The 23,437-nt window shown below is 51.1% G+C and carries 25 protein-coding genes; 20 read left to right on the top strand and 5 right to left on the bottom strand.

Annotation, left to right across the window (positions count from 1 at the left end; translation table 11 throughout):
• The 9 genes from AZF00_RS12300 (at position 1) to AZF00_RS12260 (ending at position 8,869) form a co-directional block, all read left to right on the top strand.
• Positions 1-1,059, top strand: coding sequence for a thiolase family protein (locus AZF00_RS12300; RefSeq protein ID WP_008248925.1), 1,059 nt, complete (start codon positions 1-3; stop codon positions 1,057-1,059).
• Positions 1,059-2,222, top strand: a complete 1,164-nt coding sequence (locus AZF00_RS12295; protein ID WP_008248926.1) for a thiolase family protein — start codon at positions 1,059-1,061, stop codon at positions 2,220-2,222. The genes AZF00_RS12300 and AZF00_RS12295 overlap by 1 nt, the downstream gene beginning before the upstream one ends.
• 53 nt (positions 2,223-2,275) lie before the next feature.
• Entirely contained in the window at positions 2,276-2,446 is a 171-nt protein-coding gene (locus tag AZF00_RS12290) for a hypothetical protein (protein ID WP_156474863.1), read from the top strand.
• Positions 2,430-4,061: an acyl-CoA synthetase gene (locus AZF00_RS12285; RefSeq protein ID WP_143829367.1), complete on the top strand. Its 1,632-nt coding sequence runs from the start codon at positions 2,430-2,432 to the stop codon at positions 4,059-4,061. The genes AZF00_RS12290 and AZF00_RS12285 overlap by 17 nt, the downstream gene beginning before the upstream one ends.
• Positions 4,062-4,172: 111 nt before the next feature.
• Positions 4,173-4,994 (top strand): crotonase/enoyl-CoA hydratase family protein, encoded by an 822-nt coding sequence (locus tag AZF00_RS12280; protein ID WP_008248928.1) that lies wholly within the window; start codon positions 4,173-4,175, stop codon positions 4,992-4,994.
• A 107-nt stretch (positions 4,995-5,101) separates the two neighbouring features.
• Positions 5,102-6,253, top strand: a complete 1,152-nt coding sequence (locus AZF00_RS12275; RefSeq protein WP_008248929.1) for a CaiB/BaiF CoA transferase family protein — start codon at positions 5,102-5,104, stop codon at positions 6,251-6,253.
• Between the two features lies 1 nt (position 6,254).
• Entirely contained in the window at positions 6,255-6,929 is a 675-nt protein-coding gene (locus tag AZF00_RS12270) for a nitroreductase (protein ID WP_008248930.1), read from the top strand.
• 113 nt (positions 6,930-7,042) lie between these two features.
• The gene (locus tag AZF00_RS12265) at positions 7,043-7,810 is read left to right on the top strand and encodes an enoyl-CoA hydratase-related protein (protein ID WP_008248932.1); all 768 of its coding nucleotides are present in this window, start codon (positions 7,043-7,045) and stop codon (positions 7,808-7,810) included.
• 54 nt (positions 7,811-7,864) lie between these two features.
• Entirely contained in the window at positions 7,865-8,869 is a 1,005-nt protein-coding gene (locus AZF00_RS12260) for a pyridoxamine 5'-phosphate oxidase family protein (protein ID WP_008248934.1), read from the top strand.
• A gap of 135 nt (positions 8,870-9,004) precedes the next feature.
• Here AZF00_RS12260 and AZF00_RS12255 read toward each other — a convergent pair whose 3' ends face one another.
• From AZF00_RS12255 to AZF00_RS12240, 4 genes are all read right to left on the bottom strand, one after another.
• On the bottom strand, positions 9,005-9,862 hold the full coding sequence (locus AZF00_RS12255) for an acyl-CoA thioesterase (RefSeq protein WP_008248936.1): 858 nt from the start codon (positions 9,860-9,862) through the stop codon (positions 9,005-9,007).
• Between the two features lie 20 nt (positions 9,863-9,882).
• Positions 9,883-10,323 (bottom strand): acyl-CoA thioesterase, encoded by a 441-nt coding sequence (locus AZF00_RS12250; protein WP_008248938.1) that lies wholly within the window; start codon positions 10,321-10,323, stop codon positions 9,883-9,885.
• Positions 10,320-11,471, bottom strand: a complete 1,152-nt coding sequence (locus AZF00_RS12245) for an iron-containing alcohol dehydrogenase (RefSeq protein ID WP_008248939.1) — start codon at positions 11,469-11,471, stop codon at positions 10,320-10,322. The genes AZF00_RS12250 and AZF00_RS12245 overlap by 4 nt, the downstream gene beginning before the upstream one ends.
• 65 nt (positions 11,472-11,536) lie before the next feature.
• Positions 11,537-12,280: a hypothetical protein gene (locus AZF00_RS12240; protein ID WP_143829368.1), complete on the bottom strand. Its 744-nt coding sequence runs from the start codon at positions 12,278-12,280 to the stop codon at positions 11,537-11,539.
• 181 nt (positions 12,281-12,461) lie between these two features.
• Between AZF00_RS12240 and AZF00_RS12235 the strand changes: the two genes are divergently transcribed.
• From AZF00_RS12235 to AZF00_RS12200, 8 genes are all read left to right on the top strand, one after another.
• Positions 12,462-13,487, top strand: coding sequence for an AraC family transcriptional regulator (locus AZF00_RS12235; RefSeq protein ID WP_008248941.1), 1,026 nt, complete (start codon positions 12,462-12,464; stop codon positions 13,485-13,487).
• 124 nt (positions 13,488-13,611) lie between these two features.
• Entirely contained in the window at positions 13,612-14,787 is a 1,176-nt protein-coding gene (locus tag AZF00_RS12230) for an acyl-CoA dehydrogenase family protein (protein ID WP_008248942.1), read from the top strand.
• Between the two features lie 11 nt (positions 14,788-14,798).
• A complete protein-coding gene (locus tag AZF00_RS12225) occupies positions 14,799-15,500 on the top strand; it encodes a glutathione S-transferase family protein (protein WP_008248943.1) in 702 nt (233 codons plus the stop codon).
• A 31-nt stretch (positions 15,501-15,531) separates the two neighbouring features.
• A complete protein-coding gene (locus tag AZF00_RS12220; protein ID WP_008248944.1) occupies positions 15,532-16,689 on the top strand; it encodes an acyl-CoA dehydrogenase family protein in 1,158 nt (385 codons plus the stop codon).
• A 295-nt stretch (positions 16,690-16,984) separates the two neighbouring features.
• Positions 16,985-17,428 carry a hypothetical protein gene (locus AZF00_RS12215; protein WP_008248946.1) on the top strand — a complete coding sequence of 148 codons (444 nt, stop codon included), beginning with the start codon at positions 16,985-16,987 and terminating at the stop codon, positions 17,426-17,428.
• 76 nt (positions 17,429-17,504) lie between these two features.
• Entirely contained in the window at positions 17,505-17,963 is a 459-nt protein-coding gene (locus AZF00_RS12210; RefSeq protein WP_008248951.1) for a DMT family transporter, read from the top strand.
• Positions 17,964-18,083: 120 nt separating this feature from the next.
• Positions 18,084-19,355 (top strand): O-acetylhomoserine aminocarboxypropyltransferase/cysteine synthase family protein, encoded by a 1,272-nt coding sequence (locus tag AZF00_RS12205; RefSeq protein ID WP_008248952.1) that lies wholly within the window; start codon positions 18,084-18,086, stop codon positions 19,353-19,355.
• Between the two features lie 287 nt (positions 19,356-19,642).
• Positions 19,643-20,530 (top strand): TIGR01777 family oxidoreductase, encoded by an 888-nt coding sequence (locus tag AZF00_RS12200; protein ID WP_008248953.1) that lies wholly within the window; start codon positions 19,643-19,645, stop codon positions 20,528-20,530.
• An 85-nt stretch (positions 20,531-20,615) separates the two neighbouring features.
• On the opposite strand, the gene AZF00_RS12195 is transcribed toward AZF00_RS12200, so the two are convergent.
• Positions 20,616-21,497, bottom strand: a complete 882-nt coding sequence (locus AZF00_RS12195; RefSeq protein WP_008248954.1) for a LysR family transcriptional regulator — start codon at positions 21,495-21,497, stop codon at positions 20,616-20,618.
• Between the two features lie 132 nt (positions 21,498-21,629).
• Between AZF00_RS12195 and AZF00_RS12190 the strand changes: the two genes are divergently transcribed.
• The 3 genes from AZF00_RS12190 to AZF00_RS12180 all read left to right on the top strand — a co-directional run bounded on the left by AZF00_RS12190 (position 21,630) and on the right by AZF00_RS12180 (position 23,414).
• On the top strand, positions 21,630-22,301 hold the full coding sequence (locus tag AZF00_RS12190) for a type 1 glutamine amidotransferase domain-containing protein (RefSeq protein ID WP_008248955.1): 672 nt from the start codon (positions 21,630-21,632) through the stop codon (positions 22,299-22,301).
• A 158-nt stretch (positions 22,302-22,459) separates the two neighbouring features.
• Entirely contained in the window at positions 22,460-22,915 is a 456-nt protein-coding gene (locus AZF00_RS12185) for a nitroreductase/quinone reductase family protein (RefSeq protein WP_008248957.1), read from the top strand.
• A gap of 97 nt (positions 22,916-23,012) precedes the next feature.
• Positions 23,013-23,414, top strand: a complete 402-nt coding sequence (locus AZF00_RS12180) for a GFA family protein (RefSeq protein ID WP_008248959.1) — start codon at positions 23,013-23,015, stop codon at positions 23,412-23,414.
• Positions 23,415-23,437: the final 23 nt, after the last annotated feature.

The raw sequence follows: 23,437 nt of genomic DNA, 5'->3' as shown, positions 1-23,437 counted from the left end.
ATGCGTGATGTTGCGATAGTTGCCTTTGCGCAATCTAATTGCCAGCGCGATGCTGGGGCGCAAAACGAAGTAGAACTGATTATGCCGGTGCTGCAAGAAGTCTATAAGCAGGCCGGGATCACCAATGCTCAAGATGTCGACTTTACCTGCTCTGGTAGCTGCGATTACCAGCAGGGCGCGGCATTTGCTTTTGTTGCGGGCGTCGACGCCTTGGGCGCGGTGCCGCCGATTAAAGAATCTCACGTTGAAATGGACGCGGCATGGGCGCTTTATGAAGCGTGGTTAAAAATTCAAATGGGCCACGCGGAATCCGCGCTGCTCTACGGCTTTGGCAAGTCATCGCCGGGTGAGCTCCCCATTGTCTTGTCCCAGCAGCTCGACCCCTACTACCTAGCGCCACTGTGGGTAGATACCATCGCCTTTGCCGCGATGCAGGCGCGCACTATGTTGGACTCCGGTGCTATTACCGAATTAGACATGGCTGAAGTGGTTGCCCGCTCGCGTAATAACGCGCTGAGTAATCCCTACGCCCAGCTAAAAAGTGACGGTGATGCGGCAAGTCTACTGGACGAACCCATGTATATGTCGCCATTGCGTCGCCACGATTGCTGCCCAATCTCCGACGGTGCCTGTGCAATGATTATTTGCACGGTAGAAAAAGCCAAAGAGTGGGGCAAGCCCTATGCTGTGATTAAAGGTATTGATCATCGCATTGAGACTCACCATATCGGGTCGCGGGATTTGAGCCGCTCAGTGTCGACCGAAATTGCCGGTAAAGCGGCTGGTGTGGCAAGCGGCCCAGTGGATGTTGCTGAGTTGTACGCACCCTTTAGTCATCAAGAAATTATTCTCAAGCAGGCGCTTGGTTTGAGCGACGACACCGTGATCAATCCTTCGGGCGGGGTATTGGCAGGCAATGTGATGATGGCGTCGGGCTTGTCTCGCATCGGCGAAGTTGCCATGCGTATTATTCGCGGCGAAGCCAAGCGTGGGGTTGCTCACGCGACTTCGGGTCCGTGCCTACAACAAAATCTGGTTACCGTATTGGAGGCGAAATAATGGCCCAGTTAGCAGCGGTTGTTGGCGTAGGCCAAACCAAATATAAAACCAAGCGTAAAGACGTTTCTATTGCCGGTCTGGTGCGCGAGGCGGCAGTGGCCGCACTGGAAGACGCAGATCTTACTTGGAACGATATCGACGCGGTTATTCTCGGTAAAGCGCCAGATATGTTTGAAGGCATCGTGATGCCTGAGCTGTATCTAACTGATGCTTTGGGCTGCAACGGTAAGCCAATGTTGCGGGTGCACACGGCGGGCTCCGTCGGCGGCTCAACCGCGATAGTGGCGGCATCCTATGTGCAAAGTGGCGTGTTTAAACGCATATTAACTGTGTCGTTTGAGAAACAGTCAGAGTCGAATGCCATGTGGGCATTATCCAATCCACAGCCGTTTTCACCGCATTTAAATGCCGGTGCTGGTGGTTATTTTGCGCCGATTATTCGCGAGTATATGCGCCGTTCCGATGCGCCCTATGACGCGGGTATTAAAGTCGCAGTGAAAGATCGTCTACACGGGGCAAAAAACCCCTTAGCCCATTTGCAGCTGCCTAATATCACTATGAAAGAAGTGGAAGACAGCCCCATGCTGTGGGAGCCATTGCGCTTTTTGGAGGCCTGCCCATCTTCCGACGGGGCCTGTGCCATGATTATTGCCAATGAAGAGTTTGCGACGAAATCACCCCGTAAGCCCGCCTGGATTCGCGGCACCGCCATGCGCTCGGAGCCGACCATGTATGCCGGGCGTGAGCAGGTTAATCCTCAAGCCGGTATCGATTGTGCAAAAGATGTTTATGCCCAAGCCGGTATTCATAATCCACGGAAGGACCTAGACTGCGCTGAAATTTACGTGCCGTTTTCATGGTATGAGCCAATGTGGTTAGAAAACCTCGGCTTTGCGGACGTTGGCAAGGGCTGGGAATTGACAATGAGCGGCGCCACGTCACTTGATGAGGGTGGTGATATACCTTGGAATTGCTCGGGCGGGGTCTTGTCATCAAACCCCATTGGCGCTTCAGGTATGATCCGCTTTGCCGAAGCCGCTCAGCAAGTCCGTGGCGAAGCTCACGGCCATCAAGTTGAGGGGGCAAAAACCGCACTTGGCCACGCTTATGGCGGCGGCGCGCAGTTCTTCTCAATGTGGGTAGTCAGTGCCGACAAGCCTTAATTGTTACTATTGGCACTGCCGGTCGCTGGCCTCGTCCCTTGGGAGGATGGCCAGTGCTGACAGCGATTGCTACATTGGGCGCTATCGAAAAAGGTCTAATGATCGTTAACTACGTCAGCAATGATGCACTTAGCGGTAACAATAGCAATCACGCAAAACTGCAGGGCGCGACGATGTATCGCCTTGAAAATAAGAAAGGACTGCCTTATGGGAATGCACTTTAATCTTGCCGATTTATTCGAAGCCGTCGCCGACAAAGTACCTGAGCGCGAAGCCTTGGTTTGTGGTGATCGGCGCAGCAGCTTTGCGGCCTTAGATGCCGGTGCCAATCAAATGGCGCATTATCTTGCGGCGCAGGGTGTAAAAGCCGGTGATCATGTCGGTTTGTATATGTATAACTGCAGTGAGTATCTGGAAGCGATGCTCGCCTGTTTTAAAATTCGCGCGGTACCCATTAACGTAAATTATCGCTATGTAAAAGATGAATTGCTCTACATATTTGATAATGCCGACATGGTGGCCTGTATCCATCATCGCGAATTTATCCCCGCCATTGCTGAAGTTCGCAATGCGGCTAAAAAGCTGAAAATTTTTGTCTCGGTGGCCGACGAGACTAATGAAGACCTGTCTCTTATTGGCGCGGTTGATTATCACAAGGCTACCGAAACCCAAAGTAAAGCTCGTGATTTTGCCGAACGCGCTGATGAGGACTACTTTATTCTCTATACCGGCGGCACCACAGGTATGCCCAAGGGCGTAATGTGGCCTCACAAGAACGTCTTTTTTGCTGCGATGGGGGGCGGTGGTCACTTCTCACCACTGGGGCCATGCGAAAAGCCTGAGGACATTCGCGAGCGGGTAATGGAAAATCCCTTGCGCGGAATCGCCTTGGCGCCATTGATGCACGGCGCCTCTTGGTGGTATGCCTGTATTCAATTGCTCGCTGGCAACACCCTGGTTCTCAATCACAATCGTTCCTTTGACGGCGATAAAGTGTGGCAAATTGTTGCCGATGAAAAAGTGCATGCGGTGCAGATTGTCGGCGACGCGATGGCTATTCCTCTGCTGGACAGCTTGGCGGCAAACCCAGATCGCTGGGATTTGTCCAATGTATTCAATGTTGGTTCTGGCGGCGCGATTTTTTCCGAGGCCAAACAAGAGGCCTTTAAAAAGTTTTTCCCCAATGTCTTTATCACTAATGCCTTTGGCTCCTCTGAGGGCGGCCAAATGGGGATGGACAACGGCAGCAAAAAAACCGCTTCCGGTTTAGGAAATGTTAGCCGCACCGATTATATGGATGTCATTGTTGAAGAAGAAGGTAAGGCACCGCGCCATGCTGAAATGGGTGAAACCGGTATTTTTGCTCGCGCGGGTTATATCCCTATGGGTTACTACAATGACCCCGTTAAAACGGCAAAAACCTTCTTGGAAGTGGATGGCAAGCGTTGGCTACTGACTGGCGACGCCGCCAAGCTCGAGGACGACGGCTCAATAACCGTATTTGGCCGTGGCTCTAACTGCATCAATAGTGGCGGCGAGAAAATCTTCCCCGAAGAAGTTGAAGTCGCGCTCAAAGCCCATGAAGGTATTTTTGATGCCCTTGTAGTCGGTGTTGCCGATGAGCGCTGGGGTAGCCGTGTTAGCGCCGTTATTCAGGCGCGTAAAGGCATAAAACTAGACCTCAATAATGTGCAGGAACACTGCCGTAAGCATATCGCGGGTTATAAAGTCCCCCGCGAAATTCACATTATTGAAGAGCTGCCACGTGCGCCTAGCGGTAAGCCGGATTACAAAACGGCCAAGGCTTTTGCCGAAAGCGGCAAGGGCGCAGTGGCCTAGGCGGGAGACGTTTGACGGGAGACGCTAATTTAAGAAGAAGCTCGCATGTCCGTCGGGTTTTGCGTCTCCCATCTCCCGTTCAGTATCGAGCAATAATAAAACGGAGCGAATATGCCAACAGAATTAAACATTAGCACCAAACACTGCCTCGTAGAACAGGAGGGCAATGTCTTAATTGTTACCTTGAATCGTCCTGAGGCTAAAAATGCCTTTAGCTCAGAAATGCTGCTCGGTATGTACAAAGCGTGGCGCTTAGTCGACGAAGACGACAATCTTTATTGCGCTATTATCACCGCCAAGGGCGATACCTTCAGCGCCGGAATGGATTTAAAAGTCGGCCCGGATGGCGACCAAGCCACCGCGGAAGAGTTTATGACCATTATGGCCACGGTACCCAATGTGCACTGGCAGGCGCTATTGCGGGAAAATCGCCCCTGTAAGCCTATTATTCTGGCGGTAGAAGGCTATGCGCTGGCGGGTGGCACCGAGATACTACAAGGCACCGATATTCGTGTGGCGGCGGAAGACGCCATCTTTGGCGTTACCGAAGTGGCTCGCGGCCTTTACCCTATGTCAGGCTCGACTATTCGCCTGCGCAAGCAAATTCCCTACTGCATAGCTGCAGAAATACTCCTAACAGGTGATCGTGTCAGCGCCCAGCAGGCATTGGAGTTTGGTTTAATCAACCGGGTGGTGCCCAAGGGTGAAACCCTGAATGAAGCCAAGAAATTTGCCGCTAAAATTTGCGCTAACGGCCCCTTGGCCGTGAAGGCTGTGGTGCGCTCGTTACGTGAGCACACCGAGCACCTAAGCGAAGACGAAGCCATGCAGAAATCCGATGAACTGGCAGGCCCAGTATTCGCGTCTAAAGATGCCAAAGAAGGTATGCGCGCTTTCAAAGAAAAGCGTCCAGCGGTATTTAAGGGCGAATAAAAATAGCTTAATGCGAGACGGGAGAGGGGAGACGCAAGGGCTCCTCTTCTCTGGTTTTAGCGTTTGCCGTCTCCCGTACAGCATCTCCCGTCATTTTGAGGTTTCCTATGTCCGGCCCCCTAAGCGGTATCCGCGTTATTGAAATGGCAGGCATTGGTCCTGCACCCTACGCCTGTATGTTATTGGCAGATCTGGGCGCCGAGGTTATTCGTATTGACCGCGCCAGCGGTGGCGGCATGGGCGCGAACCCCGGCGATGTCACAGCACGCGGGCGGCAATCTATTGCCCTCGATCTCAAAAAGCCCGAGGCGGTCGATGTCGTTTTACAGCTATTAGACAATGCCGATGTGTTAATTGAATGCTTCCGCCCCGGTGTAATGGAAAAACTCGGGCTGGGCCCCGAGGTTTGCGCACAACGCAATCCGCGTCTGGTCTACGGGCGAATGACAGGCTGGGGGCAAGATGGCCCGCTGGCTAAAATCGCCGCCCACGATCTTAATTACATTGCGATAACTGGATTGCTCGACAGCTTTGGCAATGCCAATGAGGCGCCGCCCGTGCCCCTCAACGTGATTGGCGATTTAGGCGGCGGCTCCATGTTTTTGTTGCTGGGAATATTGTCGGCTTTATTAGAACGTCACCAATCTGGGCGTGGCCAAGTTGTTGATGCCGCCATCTGCGACGGCGCAATTTCACTGCTCAGCACTATTCACGGCCTCAAGGGCATTGGCTTTTGGGAAAACCAGCGCGAGCAAAATTTACTGGATGGCGGCGCGCCGTACTACCGAAACTACCTCTGCAAAGATGGCCGCTCGGTATCAGTCGGCGCAGTAGAGCCGCATTTCTATGCGCAGCTCCTAGACAAACTCGAGCTTGATTTTGGCGCCACCGACTATTTAAACCAAATGAATAAAGCGGCGTGGCCAGAGCGCAGAGCGGCGATGGCGGCGCGTTTTTTAGAGAAAACCCGCGAAGAGTGGTGTGTGATTTTCGCAGGTAGCGACGCCTGTTTTGCACCGGTCTTAGATCTAGATGAAGCGGAGACCTATCCCCATAATCAACATCGCCAAAACCTAGTGCGCCGCGATGGCGTATTACAATCGGCGCCCGCGCCGCGGTTTTCCCGTACGCCGGGTGAACTCAAACACGGCCCCATCGCAGAGGGGCAAGACTCCCGCGCACTGTTACAACAGCTCGGCTTTGATACATCGACAATTGCCGAGCTATTGGCGAACGGCGCCGTAAAACAGGCAAATTAAGATGTCCGAATCAGCAGCAATATTTTCAGCAGTAGTGCAGCAGCGCCGCTCGGTGCGCAGTTTTTTGCCCGCGCCAGTAGACCGCGCAATATTAGAGGCAGTATTTGCCACTGCGCAACAGGCGCCCTCCAACTGTAATACTCAGCCCTGGCAGGTCGCTGTGGCGAGTGGTGAGAGTATTGAGCGCTTACGTAATAAAATTCCGCAGGCGTTTAATAGTGGTGCCTGGACCATGGACTTTCCTTATGACGGGAAATACGCCGGGGTTTATAAAGAGCGCCAATACGCTGCGGCCGCAACATTGTATGGCGCAATGGGTATTAGCCGCGACGACAAAGCGGCCCGTAGCGAACAGTTTGCTAATAATTTTACCTTCTTTGGTGCACCCCACGTCGCCTTTCTCTTTTTGCCCGAGGGCTTCGGCCTGCGCGAAGCCGCCGATTTGGGTATGTATGCTCAAACCCTCATGCTTAGCCTAACTGCCCATGGCCTAGCCAGCTGCCCGCAAACTGCCCTGAGTTTTAATTGCGACTTGGTGCGCGAGGAGCTGGGTATCGACCCGAGTAATAAGCTTCTGTTTGGTCTGTCATTTGGCTACGAAGACACTAGCGACTCAGTGAATAGCTGCCGAACTGAACGGGCGGCCTTGCCCGACTGCGTGCGATTTTATGATTAAGGCTGGCTTTGTCGGACGTCCGACGTCAGACGTCTGACGCAAAATTCAGTACCTGTGCGTTGTGATAACACGGCGCGATTTCATATTAAAATAAACCCAAATTGAGGCCCTCAATGAGCGACACCGTACTACAACAACTCGATGACGATGGCGTATTGCTGTTAACCCTCAACCGACCCAAGAGAAAAAACGCCTTTAGTAATGAGCAGTGGCTGGCGTTTCGGGATGCCTTAATTGCCGCTGGTGAAAATCCGGCAGTTGCCTGTGTGGTGATCACTGGGGCAGGCAGCGATTTTTCCTCCGGGGTCGATCTCAATGATTTTTCAGAGTCAGATGGCGAGCACCCTTTTGCGATATCGGCAAAAGCGCTGGTCGATTTCGATAAGCCTGTGGTCAGTGCCGCCTGTGGTGTTGCGGTAGGCGGCGGCGCTACTTTATTGCTGCATACCGATGTGATCTATGTTGGCGAGAGTCTGCGTTTACGCTTCCCGTTCACCGCATTGGGTTTGGTGCCGGAGTGGGGCAGTAGCTATCAACTACAGGCGATTATCGGCGCGCGCAAAGCCGCAGAACTGATGTATACCTCTGAGTGGATAAACGCCGAACGTGCAGTCAGCTTAGGTATTGCCGCGGCTCAGTTTAGTGATGACGAGGTACTTGCTAAGGCCATGGACAAAGCCCGGGAAATTGCCCAGTGGCCGGTTAACTCCCTGGTGGAAACCAAAAAATTAATGCGCAATGTTCACCGCGCAGCCATTCACTCCGTCATGGGCGGCGAGACCGAAGGCATGGCGCGCTTAGCCGGTAGCCCAGAAAATATAGAAGCGGTAATGGCCATTATGGAAAAGCGCAAACCCGACTTTAAACAGTTTAGAAAATAGGCTAAGTCATCTGCTGCCAGCGCGGGTGTTATCCTCAATTTCTACGGGGAGTAAATGTTTTTGAAGTTAAATAGCCTTGAGCAGGTGCAGAGTAGGGTTGGTAGCTTGCCTGCGCCTCGAGACCTTAAAGTCATCGATCATATCGACGAGCATGCTCAGCGCTGGCTGTCATATACCTGCTTCGGGTTTATAGGCTTTGGTAACGCTGGGTATATTGATCTCTCAGCGGCGGGCGGCGAGGGCTTTGTATCTGTGCTCGATGCTAAGCACTTGCAAATTCCCTTAAGCGCTTTAGATTCGGGAAGTATCGTCGAGAGTGGTTTGTCCTTCGGTGCATTGTTTATCGTAAGCGGTATGGATGAAACCTTGCGCGTTAATGGCAAGGTCGCGAATGTCGCTGACGGACTGCTGAGCCTAGAAGTAGAAGAGTGCTATTTGCATTGCGCCAAGGCCTTCCGTCGCTCAAATTTTTGGGCGCCTCGCTCATTAGAACAATCAAGCCACGAGGTATCGGAATTTATACAGCAGGTGCAATTTTTAGCGCTGGCCAGTATCAACAGCAGCGGGCAAGCGGATGTTAGCCTCAAGGGCGACCTGGAAAACTTCTTGATACAAGAGGAAGAGGGCGTCATTTATTTGGCTGATCGGCCCGGTAATCGCAGAATTGACAGCTTTCGTAATATTATCGAGCAACCCGAAGTTAGCATGATCGGGATAGTGCCAGGCTGTACCGACATACTGACGCTGCGCGGCAGCGCCGAGCTTCGTACTGATGGAGGTCTTCTGCAGCGCTTTAAGGTCCAAGGCAAGGAGCCAAAGCTTGTTACAAAAATCAATCTTAGCTCAATAGAAATAAAGCCTAGCATAGCCCTAGCGAAGTCTGCGCTGTGGTCACCGCAAATAGCGCCTAAAGATCTGATTCCATCAGAAATATTCAAGTCCCACATACAACAAAGTAATGCGCGTTCCATACAAGCAAAAATCGCCCGTGCAGCGGTGTCTTTGCCTGGTGCGATGAAGAAGGGTTTGGAGATCGACTATAAAAAGAATATGTATTGAGTCGCAGCTGTTGCGACTGGGGTTAAATGGCGTGGCTAAATAGTTGGGCGACCTAAATTTGGTACTGGTTTAGGTCGCCGCTATAGGTGATTGTAAACTGTTAATTGTTGTCGCTTGTATTGTTGTGGCGTTTTTTTAGCTACCGCGCTTCTTACGCATAATACCCTCTTGGGTACTGCTGGCTACTAATCTTCCAGCGCGATCATAAATCTTACCGCGCACAAAACCACGGCCGTTAGAAGCGCTGGGGCTGTCCATGTCGTAGAGCAGCCAGTCGTTAAAATCAAATGGACGGTGATACCACATGCTGTGGTCGATAGTGGCCATGCGCATATCCTCGGTCATAAACGACACATTGTGAGGGTGGCTCGCGGTAGATAAAAAACAAAAGTCCGAAGCGTAGGCTAAGAGGTAATTGTGTACACAGGGATTATTGGGTAGCGGTCCGTTTGGTTTCATCCACATGCGCTTGTGATTGATTGGCATGCTGGGGTCGTCATGACCGACTGCGCGAAAATCGATGGCGCGAACGGCATTAAATTTTGGCAGCCACTCTTCGGGTGTTAAGCGTATCGCCTCTGCTGATAATTCCATTTCCTTCGGTAGGTTTTCTGGTGGCGGCACGTCAGGCATTTCTGATTGGTGATCAAAGCTGTCGATATTGAGCTGAAAGGAACTGGTCATAAAAAAGATGGTTTGGCCGCGCTGCACGGCTTTAACGCGACGGTTGGAGATGGTGCCGGCATCGAGATTGCTTTCTACTTCAAAAATAATCGGGTAATCGGGATTCCCCGGCCGCAAAAAATAGGAGTGAAATGAGTGGATGTGGCGCTCGGGGTCGACCTGTTGGGCGGCGGCAGAAAGTGCTTGCGCAATTACTTGGCCGCCATATACCCGACCCCAATCCGTGGCTTCTGACTGTCCCCGGTAGAGGTTTTCGTCAATTTTTTCTAGGCCGAGTAGCGCGATGACTTGCTGCAGTGGGTCTGACATGAATAGCTCTCCTTGTCGTCTTAATTGACGGTAATGCTTTTTAATACCTTGCGGACGGGGTCCGGTATGGGCACGGGCCGATTCGTTTGGCGGTCCACATAAACATGAACAAAACGACCGAGGGCCGCGGCGTCTGTGTCGTTATTGCGAAATAGCGCGGTTTCATAGCGCACACTGCTATTCCCTAAATGGACCACCTTTAGACCGACACTCACTTTGTCAGGAAAACTCACCGAAGAAAAGTATTGGCACTGAGTTTCAATTACTAGACCAATCGCGGTGCTAGTCGCAATATCCAAAACGCCGCTGTTAATTAAATGTTCATTTACGGCGGTGTCGAAGAAAGAATAATAAATTACGTTGTTTACATGCTGGTAGACGTCGTTGTCGTGCCAGCGGGTTTGAATTTCGCAAAAATAGCGATAGTCGTCACGTGTAGGCAGGGGAGCTTTGTCGCTCATAAGGCCTCCTTGTATAGTGCTGTTGCATCGGCCAAGCTTATTTCCCTAGGGTTGTTAATGAGTAGTCGTGTTTGCTTCATCGCGTCTGCAGCCAAACTGTCGACATCTTGTTCACTAATGCCGACGTCGCTAAGGCGCGTGGCAATTCCTAGCTCAGCGGGGAGGTTTTGCAGGTATTCAATCAACATGGTGGCGCGGCGAAAGCTACTGCCGCTGGCCGCGGGGTAGACCACCTCGGCGAGTTCGGCGTACAGGGCTTCAGCCTCGCTCATATTAAAGTGCAATACCGGCCCTAGCATTAATGAATTAGACAGACCGTGGGGAACGTGGAAGCGGGCACCCACGGGGTAGGCTAGTGCGTGCACGCCGCCGACAGGGGCGTTGGCGAAGGCCATGCCCGCCAAGCAGGCGCCGAGCAGCATATTTTCCCGTGCTTGAATATTATTGCCGTGTTCGCAGGCGGTATGAATATTGGCGGCAAGCAAGCGCAGGGCATCTTTGGCCAAAGCGTCGGAGATGGGGTTTTTAAGGCGTTTGCTGGTATAGGCTTCTATGGCATGCACCATAGCGTCGATACCGGTGGCGGCGGTAACGGCGGGAGGCAAGCCGAGTGTTAGTCTTGCGTCGAGCAGGGCAACATCAGGTAGCAGCAAGGGTGACACTACGCCCTTTTTTTCATTTGCGCCGGTGGTGACAATGGCAATGGCGGTGACTTCTGATCCGGTGCCCGCGGTGGTTGGTACCAGTATTAACGGTAGGCGCGGGCCTTTGGCTTGATTGACACCATAGATGTCAGCAAGCGCTTGGCCGCCGTAGGCAAGCAGGGCAACTAACTTGGCAACGTCCATGGAGCTGCCGCCACCAAAGCCAATAATGCAGTCGGCATTGGCGGCTTTGGCGGCAGCGATGCCCGCAAAAATGACTGATTCGGGGGGATCCGCAAGTACATCGGAAAACACACTGACCGCGACATTATGCTGTTTAAAGCTCGCTAGGACCGTCTCGAGTAAATGGGCGGCCAGCACGCCAGGATCAGTAACAATTAATACTGAATGGCAGTGCATATCCAAGACCCGAGCCCCAATATTGGCAGCCGCGTCGCGCTCAACAATAATAGATTTAGTGGTGTGGAACTCAAATGTGCTCATGCCCAGATTCCCTCCATAGCAGTGAAATCGTTATTATGTGGCGCTCACCGCGATACGATGTTTAGTTAGAAACGGTAGCCGATACCCAGTTTTGCTACTGGGAAAAGCTCAAGAGATTCCATGTCTTTTTCCAATTCTCGTTCTTCATCATCGAGCTGGGCGCGACAGGCGCTCGTGTCATTGCAAGAACCTGAAGATTGAATGTCGACATCGGCTGCACCTAAATAGGCAATACCTAGGTCGGCATTAAAATACCATTGCTGGTTGCGCTGAAAAGCCCAGCCAATCCCAATATAAGGTGCAATGCTTGCTTCAAAGTCGATGGCAATACGCAGCTCTCCAATATCGCTGCCGGGTGCGCTAGCGCCGCCAATTTCGCAGCTATTAGCAAGCGGTGCACCGGCGGTATTCGTTTGGCAGTTGGTTTTGAGCCTAGTGCCACTATTGTTCAGTAGTACGCCTGCGGTGAGCCGAAACCGGCCCTTATAAGGATACCAATCTGCCAGCAGGCTGCCATTTTCCAGGTTTAAATCACCCTCGTAGCGCAATTCGTCGCCGGGTACGCCATTCTCGTCCTCGGGTTTAAAATCAAAGTCAGTCGCAAATTTCTGCCAACCAGCCCGCACACCAAAAGCGGGGCTTAATTTATAGCCCAATTCAATGCCTGGGCCAATGGTGGAAATGTGCGTCGATACACTGACTTCTGCCTGTAAATTACTGGCCGCAGCGAGCATGATTAGCGCTACGCTAAGCGCTTTTAAGACCGGTGACCGCGAGCGATGAGTGTTGTTTAGTGATGAGCAGCGCAAGAAACCTCCAGAGTAAACCGCGGAATGTTAGCAAGACAAACATTATAGCCGAGTGTCGGTTCAGGTCTATGCTTACGGGGCGGGCTGCGCTAAACGGCCATGTTGGCGGCGGCGTAGAATTAAGCCTACCCAGTAGCAAGCGCCTCGCATACACTTAGATTTTTGTGCAGTGTCCATCATAATGCCAGTGTCAGATTTGCCAGCAGCGTCGGAGCGAGCAGTAAATAGCTCGGCCTTTAAAGCCTTGTTTCAGGCGGCGGAAGCCTTGGGCGCTGATATTACGGCATTGTTCACTGAGATGGGCGTCACCCTAAGTGAACTCGAAGACAGCGATCGTCGTTACCCTGTGAGCGATCTTTTTCGTCTTTATGAACTGGTGGCCCATAAAGTCGCAAGCCCAGATATTGGCCTTTATATTGGTCGCATAGACTACGTCAACCGCTTGAATCTCCAGCTCTACGCCTGTTCCGCCTGCACTACCTTTCGTGAATACCTTAATGTCATGCCAAGTGTATTGCGAATAGTGGGCGATATTGGCGAGGTTAAGGTGCGTCGGGAGGGCGAGTTTATTCGTTTAGATTGGCAGCCATTGGCGCCAGAGAGCGCCGCCCAGCGCTACCTGAGTGATTCATCGCTGTCGGTTGCGGCGGCGATTGTGAATTCCGTGTGCGTGCGGCCAATACCGATACGGGCTGCACATTTCAGCTATGCCGAGCCCGCCGATCTGGATTTGTTAAAACAGCAGTTTGGTGACTGTTTACGTTTTGATCAGCCTACCAGCTGCGTGTATTTAGACCGCGCCTGTCTTGATTATGCCCTGATCAAATTGGATGCAAATTGGGTTCAAGCCCTGGCCCAGCCGATTCGCTATTTGTTCGAAGACAATAGCAACAATAATGACTTTGTCCTTGCGGTACGTAAAACGCTGCTGCGCCTGCTGCCCAGCGGCGATATGAACATAGACCGAGCCGCTGAAGCCCTCGGTATTTCTCGCCGCACTCTGCAGCGCCGTTTAGCGGCGCAGGGCACGCAGTTCTTACAGGTTTTGCAGGAATTACGTGCAGAGCTGGCGATCCAATATCTCGGTGATGAGCGCTTGAGCATTACCGATATCGCCTTTTTGCTGGGCTATATGGATCAGAGCTCCTTCTCTGGTGCATTCCGCAGCTGGCATGGCCAGTCGCCGCGCGATTATCGCAAACAATAAATAGCCCCGCGCCTGTCATTGGCACTCATTCCCGACTCCGCTGGCACCTTTGCCCAAGCCTAATTCTGCCGAGCCGCTAGACTAGCTGGTAGTTTTAAATAACAAACTAAGGTGAGTGAGCACAATGTCATTAAATTTTGATAGCGCGCGTCTGTATAACCCCTATTTGCGCCCCGAACATGAAGAGTGGCGTACTCAGCTGCGCAAATGGTTAGAAAAGGAAGTCGTGCCATTTCTAGATGACTGGGAAGAAGCGGGCAAAGTACCCGACAGCCTCTGGCAGAAAGCCGCCGACATTGGCGTGTTGCAACTGGGTTACCCCGAAGCCTATGGTGGTATTTCAGAGGGTATTGACCAATGGCACGTCAACATCACCAATGAAGAGTTTACCCGCGCCGGTTCGGCCGGTGGGCTTATCAGCAATCTGCTTATTCACGGCATTGGTCTGCCGCCAGTAATGAATTACGGCAGTGAGGCGTTAAAGCAAATGGTGGCGCCGCCGGTTCTGGCTGGCGAGAAGCGTATATCGCTGGGTATCACTGAACCGTCTGGTGGCTCAGATGTGGCCAATATCACCACTACGGCTGTTCGCGACGGCGACTACTATATTGTTAATGGCAGTAAAACCTTTATCTCTGGGGTGATGGGCGCCGACTGGGTGTCTACTGCGGTGCGCACTGGCGGAGAGGGTGGCCGGGGGGTGTCGATGCTATTAATTCCGACCGACTTGCCGGGAGTGGCAAGAACGCCGCTAAATCGAAAACAGGGCTGGTGGTGCGCCGACACCGGCACCATTTATTTTGATAATGTGCGCGTACCTGCCGAGAATTTACTGGGCGAAGAGGGCCAGGGCTTTTGGGTTATTATGACCAATTTCAATCCAGAGCGCTTAAGTTTGGCGGTGACCATGGAAGCGGCTGCGCGCGCCTGTTTAGAAGACGCCGTAGAGTGGGCGCAGCAGCGTAAAACCTTTGGTAAACGTTTGGCCGACCACCAAGTGATTCGCCACAAGATCGCAAGCATGAAGCAAAAAATAAATGCCACACAAACCTATTTGCAATACCTCACTCAGGCCGCCATTGAGGGTCGCTGCGATCCTGGCGATTTAGCTATGGCCAAAGTTCAAGCTAGCGAAACCATGGAGTACTGCGCGCGGGAGGCGAGCCAGATACTCGGCGGCGCCAGCTATTTGCGGGGCAATCGCGTAGAGCGCTTTTATCGCGAAGTGCGGGTTAACGCCATTGGTGGCGGCTCCGAAGAAATTATGCGCGATCTTGCCGCGCGCCAATATAAGCTTTAAGGACACCAATTATGGCAGCAATATTGAGCCCAAAAACCAAACCAAAATTATGGCATTGCTATACCTCACGGTCCCTGCGCGCGCTGTGGGCGCTAGAGGAAATGGGTATTGAACATGAGCTAGAAGTACTGCCGTTCCCGCCGCGGATGTTTCAGCGCGACTACCTCGACGTTAATGCGTTGGGCACGGTTCCGTATTTTGTCGACGGCGATACCCACATGACGGAGTCCTCGGCGATTGGTCTGTATTTGGTAGAGCGCTACCAGCGTTATGACTTTGGCTTAAAGGTAGACCACCCGGAATATGGCGACTACCTTAACTGGCTGTTTCACAGCGATGCCACGCTCACCTTTCCGCAAACCTTGGTTTTGCGCTATTCCCAATTAGAGCCGCCGGAACGCCGTCAGCCCCAAGTGGTGGAGGATTATTACAAATGGTTTTTAGCGCGACTCAAGCGCTTGAATAACCATATAGCAGGGCGGGAGTTTCTCTGCGCCGAGCGCTTTACGGTGGCCGATATTGCCGTGGCCTATGCCCTATACCTTGGTGATGGTTTAGGTCTGTCGCAGTTTTATGAACCGCAAGTGCTAGATTATTTTCAACGTATGACGGCGAGAGCCGCTTTTCAAAAAACTGAGGCCGTTGGCAAAGAGACGTCCTTGTTTTCGCCAACACCGTATCCGTTTGCGAATGTACCCAATTTGTTCGGCTAAACGCTGCACATACAAATAATATGGAGTCATCATGAAATTTACCGAAGAACATAATGCCATACGCGAAACCATCGCCCGTTTTATTGACACCGAAATTAACCCCTATGCAGATCAGTGGGAGGCCGAAGGTATTTTTCCGGCCCATGAATTGTTTAAAAAAATGGGGAATCTCGGTTTGCTGGGCATTGCTAAGCCCGTGGAGTATGGCGGTATGGGCTTAGACTACAGCTACCAAATCGTGTTCTCCGAGGAGCTGGGTCGCATCGCCAGCGGCGGAGTGTCGATGGGCATTGGTGTGCAAACCGATATGGCCACACCCGCCTTGGCGCGCTTTGGCAGCGACGAACTGCGTCGTCAGTTTCTAGTTCCCGCCATTGCTGGTGATGCGGTATTTTCTATTGCTGTGAGTGAGCCCCACGCTGGTTCCGATGTGGCGGCAATTAAAACCACAGCTAAAAAAGACGGTGATGATTACGTCATTAACGGTACTAAAATGTGGATTACCAACTCCACCCAAGCCGACTATTTGTGCTTGCTTGCCAATACCAGTGACGATAAACCGCACCTCAATAAATCCCTGATTATTGTGCCCACCAATACCCCCGGCGTGTCATTTTCTGAGCGCCTTAATAAGCTGGGTATGCGTTCGTCAGATACCGCTCAAGTTTTCTTTGACGATGTGCGAGTGCCACAAAAAAATCTGATTGGTGAAGAGGGCCACGGCTTTATCTATCAAATGCTGCAATTTCAAGAAGAGCGGCTATTTGCCGCGGCGGGTGGCTTAAAGGGTATGGAAGATTGCATAAACAAAACCATTGAATATACTCGCGATCGCCAGATCTTCGGTCAGTCAGTACTCGACAATCAAGTAGTGCACTTCCGCATGGCGGAGCTGCAAACCGAAGTCGAAGCCCTGCGCGCCTTAGTCTACAACGCCGTAGAAGGCTATATCGACGGTGAAGACGTTACCCGCAAGGCCTCTATGGCTAAGCTTAAAGTTGGGCGCTTGCTGCGCGAAGTCAGCGACAGCTGCATGCAGTACTGGGGTGGCATGGGTTATATGTGGGACAACCCAGTAGCCCGTGCCTACCGAGATAGCCGACTCACCTCAATCGGGGGTGGCGCCGACGAAGTGATGCTCAGCATTATTTGTAAGACCATGGGGATTTTGCCTGGCCGTAAGAAATAAATCCCGCACTCAAAGCACATGGCCTAGCCAGGGATGGCTAAGCTAAGACCGGCAGTAAGCTGCGCGCAACGATATGGTGTTATTGCTACTTCCCAAACCATAATGTTGTGCTTTTTTACGGATTATAAAAAATCCAAATTACACCTGCTTTTTACCGTTAAATAACAAGATCTGTTACAGTGTCGCGCAGCTATCAGCGGCAGTAATCGTTGCTGCGTTTAGTTTAAGGGGTGTTCCGCTAACTGATGTGTGGCGTCGGATATTGTCTTTAGCAATGATGCCGAGAATAAAATATATGGAAACAGCAGAAAGCGTGGCGGTGATCTCCGCAGGAGTATTTTTCCTGCTTGGTTTATTGTCGGGTATCTGGAAATACCAGCAAATTATGGCCTCTGAAAATGGCCAAGCACACCCCTATGTTGATATATGTCATCGTTCCTCATTGCTTTATGCGTTTGCTGCTATCTTGCTGGCGAAATTTGTTGAAATAAGTCAGCTACCTAGCATTGTGGAGATCGTGGCGGTAAGCGCGGTTTTGCTTTACTTTGCCAGCGCTATATTTACTTATTTTATTCATGGGCTTTTACAAGATACTGATAATCAACTAAAGCCACCTTTTCGCGTTGGTAAAACTAGCATATCGGCAAAACTTATTTCGGTGCATATGTGGATGCTTATCGCTGCAGAAGTGTTTGGTTTTCTTGTTCTGTTTTACGGTGTAATAGTGGCGCTTATCTAGCCGCTACACAGCTTTAAATAAGTCCGGCCTAGTGGCCGGGCATTCAGTATGAAATATTATCTATTGCGGTAAATATATGAGTAACACCCTGATTTATTCATCAGTAATGCTGGTCGCTGGATTGGGTATCCCTGTTATGGCTGCGCTTAATGGTGGTCTGGGCGCAAGGCTGCAGAGCCCTGCCCACGCGGCGGCCATACTGTTTTTTATAGGCTTGATTTTAGCAACGGCCTACCTACTTGTAACTGAAGGCCTACCGTCCACTTTGTTTGCTACAGATACTCCCCTTTACTTGTATTTTGGTGGCTTTTTTGTCGTGTTCTATATTTTGAGTATAACGTGGGTTGCGCCACGCTTTGGTGTATCTAATGCGATTTCCTTTGTGTTGCTTGGGCAGCTCATCGCAATGACTATTATCGATCACTTTGGTCTTCTCGGTGTTCAAAAATATGCCCTCGGTACTCAGCGAGGCGTCGGTCTAGTATTAATGGCATTGGGTGTGTTTATGGTGCTAAACAAGGCGCCAAAGGTATAGCGGCGCGCGATTTTTGTATTACTTAGCAGTGGCAAAGCAAAATCTGACAATGACTAAACAATCACTATACGGTAGCATTTTTGAAATTTAATAAGAGTTATTACTAAGGAGAGAAATAATATGAAACTAGAGTCAATCGCCCTGCACCAAGGTTACACCTCGGAAGCAACGACAAAAGCCGCGGCAGTGCCAATTTACCAAACCACCTCGTATACCTTTGATGACACTCAGCACGGCGCCGATTTATTTGATCTTAAAGTGCCAGGTAATATTTACACCCGTATTATGAACCCCACAACAGATGTGTTGGAACAGCGTATTGCGGCAATGGAAGGCGGCGTTGGTGCGCTTTGTGTTGCCTCCGGTATGGCGGCGATCACTTACGCGATTCAGTGTATATGTGAAGTTGGCGACAATATTGTGAGCACAAGCCAATTGTATGGCGGCACTTATAACTTCTTTGCACACTCATTGCCGCGTCAGGGTGTTGAGGCGAGAATGATCTCGCACGACGATTATGCGGGCTTTGAAAATGCCATTGACGACAAAACCAAGGCTATTTTTTGCGAGTCTATAGGTAACCCCGCGGGCAATGTTGTTGATATTGTTCGTCTAGCTGAAATAGCGCACAAACATGGCGTGCCATTGATTGTTGATAACACCGTTGCTACTCCTTATTTATGCCGGCCATTTGAGTTGGGGGCAGATATTGTGGTGCACTCACTCACCAAATACATTGGCGGCCACGGCACCTCGATTGGCGGCGCAATAGTTGATTCGGGTAAGTTTGACTGGGTGGCAAATAAGAAGCGTTTTCCGATTTTAAACGAACCCGACCCGTCTTATCACGGTGTTGTATACACCGAAGCCTTGGGTGCCGCTGCCTATATAGGCCGCTGTCGTGTTGTGCCATTGCGCAATACTGGCGCAGCACTCTCGCCAATGAATGCCTTTCAGCTTTTACAGGGCTTAGAGACACTGGGTCTGCGTATGGAGCGTCATTGCGAAAATGCTGAAAAGCTTGCCGCTTTCCTGCAACAGCATGAGAAGGTTGCGTGGGTTAATTATGCTGCGTTGCCCGATAGCCCTTATTACGCAAGCTGTCAGAAAATCACTAACGGCAAAGCCTCTGGTATTTTAAGTTTTGGTGTTACGGGCGGGATTGAAGCCTGCACGCGATTTATTGATTCGCTACAGATGATTTTGCGCCTAGTGAATATTGGCGACGCAAAGTCGCTGGCCTGTCACCCGGCCTCGACAACCCACAGACAGTTGAATGAAAAAGAACTCGCTTCTGCGGGGGTTAGTGCTGATTTGATTCGAATTTCAGTGGGTATTGAACACATCGACGATATTATTGCTGACGTTAGCCAGGCGCTCGATAAGGCTTAACTAGTTCCTATCCTCCCTCCATGGCAAGTTCGCTCTGGGGGGAGCGTAGTATTAGCCTCCCTAACAAAGCGCGAATGCTACGCTTGGATTTTTGCTTTAGTGTTTCTGCACTTAAAAGGTGATTCCTATGTTGGTGCTTGATCGCCAATAGGCGCTTAACTCCTTGACCAACTGCCACGCAGGCAAGCCTCCATTGCCACGCGTCCTCCTGAAAAATGACATAATCTATTTGCTGATGAATGGCGTATGCTAAGCATAGCGTCAATTACCCAGCCAAGGTCTTGTCTATGAATTTTCTTATTACTGGCGGTACCGGTTTTATTGGCAGCGCATTATGTGCTCATCTACGCCAGCAAGGTCATTACATTGTCATTAAGACTCGCCAACCCGAATTGATTACCGACAATATGGCGGGCGTTAAGCGCCTTAGCGAGATTAGCTCGGATGTCAGCTTTGATGTAGTCATCAATCTTGCTGGGGAGCCGATTGCGGATAAGCGATGGTCAGTCTCCCAAAAACAACAGCTTGTAGATAGCCGGATTGCGGTGACAGACGAAATTGTCACCTATTTAAGCGATGCCAAAATAAAGCCTGCCGTATTTATTAGTGCGTCCGCTATAGGCTATTACGGCACTGGCGTCACCGACGGGGTCATAGATGAAAGCTGTGCGGGTGATGACAGTTTCTCCAGTCGCCTTTGCGCACAATGGGAGGCCAGCGCTGTAGCGGCCGAGGCTCTCGGTGTTCGCACGTGCGTGTTGCGCATTGGTATAGTTTTAGGTCGCAAGGGTGGGGCGTTGCAAAAGATGATACCGCCCTTTAGCGTAGGCGTAGGTGGACGAATTGGCACCGGAAAACAGTGGATGCCATGGATACATTTGCAAGACCTCATCGGGATCGTTGACCATTGCATTGAGAATAAGCGCATTCAGGGGCCAGTCAATTGCACCGCGCCGAATCCGGTGAGGAACAAGGATTTCACCACTACTTTAGGGAAGTGTTTAAATCGACCGAGCATCTTGCCGATGCCGTCCTTCGTCATAAACCTGTTAATGGGCGAAATGGGGCGAGAGTTGTTACTGGCTGGCCAGCAAGTGCGGCCTGTTAAGCTTGAACAGCTGGGTTTTAAATTTAAATACGAATATTTAGAGACAGCGTTGGCAAGTGTATTGTGAGCGCAAGCAGGAGTATATCAAGGTCATTTGTGTGGTATGCAAAGCCTTGATTAGCCAAATACCCTAATTTTATTGAAGCAATTTTCTATTCCTCCCAATCTCTAAAATAATTTATTAAATGATCGATCGCCAGTCGCGCCCGCATGGGCAAAAATCGCCGATTTTGGTAGACGATCCAGCTGCCGGCACCTTGGCTCCAATAGGGTTCTAGCACCGGACACAATGTGCCTGAATTAATCGACTGCAAAAAATTGATCTTTGGCATGTAGGCGATACCGAGGTGTTGCTCGCAGGCGTTTACGACTGCGTGGGCATTATTGCTTTTCCAGCGACCGTTCACTTTCACGTAAAGCGCGGTGCCATCGTGCTCAAACTGCCAGTGATTGTTGTTGGACACGATGCAGTTATGCGCCTTAAGTTGATTGGGATGAGTAGGGGTGCCGTGTTGCTTTAGGTATTGGGGGCTGGCAACGGCCATTAAAGGGCGGGGGAGCAGGCGCCGCGCCACTAAGCCGGAGTCCTCTAATTTTCCGTAGCGAATGGCGAAGTCTATGCCGTCTTCAATGAGATTGATTTTGTGGCTATTAAAGTCAATGTCGACAGTCAGCTCTGGGTGCTGCTGGGCAAACTCGATCAGCGCTGGTACAACATAGCGCTCGGCAAAGGGACCGGCCGCGCTGACTCGCAGGGTGCCATTGAGCTGCACTTGCTGAGCGTTGATTTGTTCATTGGCTTGTTGCAATCCGTCTACTAGGTCGCGGCACTGGCGGTAATAGGCCTGACCGGCTTCAGTGAGGCTTACGCTGCGGGTTGTGCGCGCGAGCAGTGCGCTGCCAAGCCGGGCTTCAAGACGAGAAACCTGCCTGCTCACGTGGCTGGTGCTGCAGTTCATCTGCTTTGCCGCCGCGGAGAAGCCTTGGCTTTCTGCCACTGCGACAAATTCGATAATGCCGTCAAAATTATCCATACCCGACTCGCTGTTGCTATATGGCAATAGTGCTTTGCCAGATTACTATATTGTTGCTAAAAACGCAGTCTAATAAGATGGCTTCATGGTGTAAAGACGCCAGCTCAACACATATAAGGCAGGAGAGTTGCAATGAAGAAAATACTGATTCCCGTGACAAACCACACAACATTAGGCGACACAGATCAAGCCAATGGCACGTATTCACCCGAGCTTACGCATGCGCTACAGGTATTTTTGGCGGCGGGACTAGACTACGATATCGCATCGATTAAAGGCGGTAAGGCGCCGTTATACGGAACCGATATTGAGGGCGACAGCGTTAACGAGGCGATTCTAAACAATGAAGAGTTTCAAAACCGGATCAACAACACACTACCAGTCTCGCAGGTAAATATTGCGGACTACGCTGCGGTGTTTTATCCCGGTGGATTTGGCTTGCTGTCGGATTTAGCCACCAACGAAGACTTTGCAAAGCTCAGCGCTAAACATTATGAGAGTGGCGGTGTATTGGCGGCGGTATGTCACGGCCCCGCGGCCTTGCTGCCAATTACATTAAGCACGGGTGAAAGATTGTTAGCCAGCAAATCGGTAACGGGCTTTACACGCGAGGAAGAAATTGATTACGGAACAATTGCTGATGTTCCCTTTCTATTGGAAGAGTCTCTGGCACGCAGCGCAGCCCGTTACAGCAAAGTTCAGCCCTGGGGTGTGTTCGTTATTGAAGCAGATCGAGTGATCACCGGACAGAACCCAGCAAGCGCCCATGCGGTTGGCGCAGCGCTCGTTAGACAGCTGGCTTAATACTGGCTGGCTTAGCAAGCCACCGTGTGTTCTACAGAGCGCTTGTCGATGTAAAAAACCGGCAAGAGGTTTATATTGCTAAGAACGTATTTGCCGTTGCCAAGTTTGCAGCTATTAAATGAGCTCAACGGCGTATCAACAAATTGAGGGGTATAACGATGAGCGATATTAAACTGCCAGATTATTTACCATCGTGGATGAGCGATCATGTGAATGCCTATCTTAACGATGGTGAGGCGGCTCATCTGTGGGATGCGAGCTTGGGTGGCGGCAAGGGGATGTTAACTACCCTGTTGCTGACGACTAGGGGTCGGAAGTCAGGAAAGGCCTTAATTATCCCGCTAATTTACCGGCCAACGGGCGATGGCGGCTATTGTGTAATCGCCTCGAAGGGCGGCGCGCCCGCACACCCCGCGTGGTTTTTAAATCTGCAAGCGAATCAAGATATCACTGTAAAAGTGGCTAATGAGGAGTTTAAAGCGCGTGCGAAGGTCGCCGCAGGTGAGGAGCGCACACGGCTTTGGAATTTGATGGCAGACTACTTTGCGCCCTACGCTACCTATCAGGCGGCAACTGATCGTGAAATTCCGGTGCTTGTGTTTTATCCGGCCTAATTTATTGAGGTCTTTGCTTTGGCTAACAATTGGGCATTGCAATAAGACGATGCTTTCGTTTTGATTGAATACTCCTCTAACAAGAGCGTACTTAATTATGAAAAGCCGAGGTTCTTGTCTCTGTGGTGAAGTCGCCTTTGAATTTACTGGTGACTTCCAAAAATTCTTTCTCTGTCATTGCGAGTATTGTCGTAAAGGTTCTGGCTCCGCTCATGGGGCTAATCTATTTGGCCGTGGGGGAGAATTGCTATGGTTGCGTGGTAAAGACAGCGTATCCGCTTTTGCCTTGCCAAATACCCAGCATCAGCGCAGCTTCTGTTCCGTCTGTGGTTCGGCGCTGCCCTATATTTTAAGTAGCAAGGACGTGGTTGTTGTTCCTGCGGGTAGTTTAGACGGTGATGTCGCGCTTATGCCCCAAGCTCACCTTTTTACGGGGAGCAAGGCAAATTGGGATAATGCGCTAGAAGCGATTCAGTGCTTTGCGGGATTTCCGAACTAATAGTGTAGTCGATTTGCGCTATT

Origin of the sequence: Zhongshania aliphaticivorans, from assembly GCF_001586255.1 — a bacterium.
In the GTDB taxonomy this organism is placed as follows: domain Bacteria; phylum Pseudomonadota; class Gammaproteobacteria; order Pseudomonadales; family Spongiibacteraceae; genus Spongiibacter; species Spongiibacter aliphaticivorans.
This window is presented reverse-complemented; position numbering and strand designations above follow the sequence as displayed.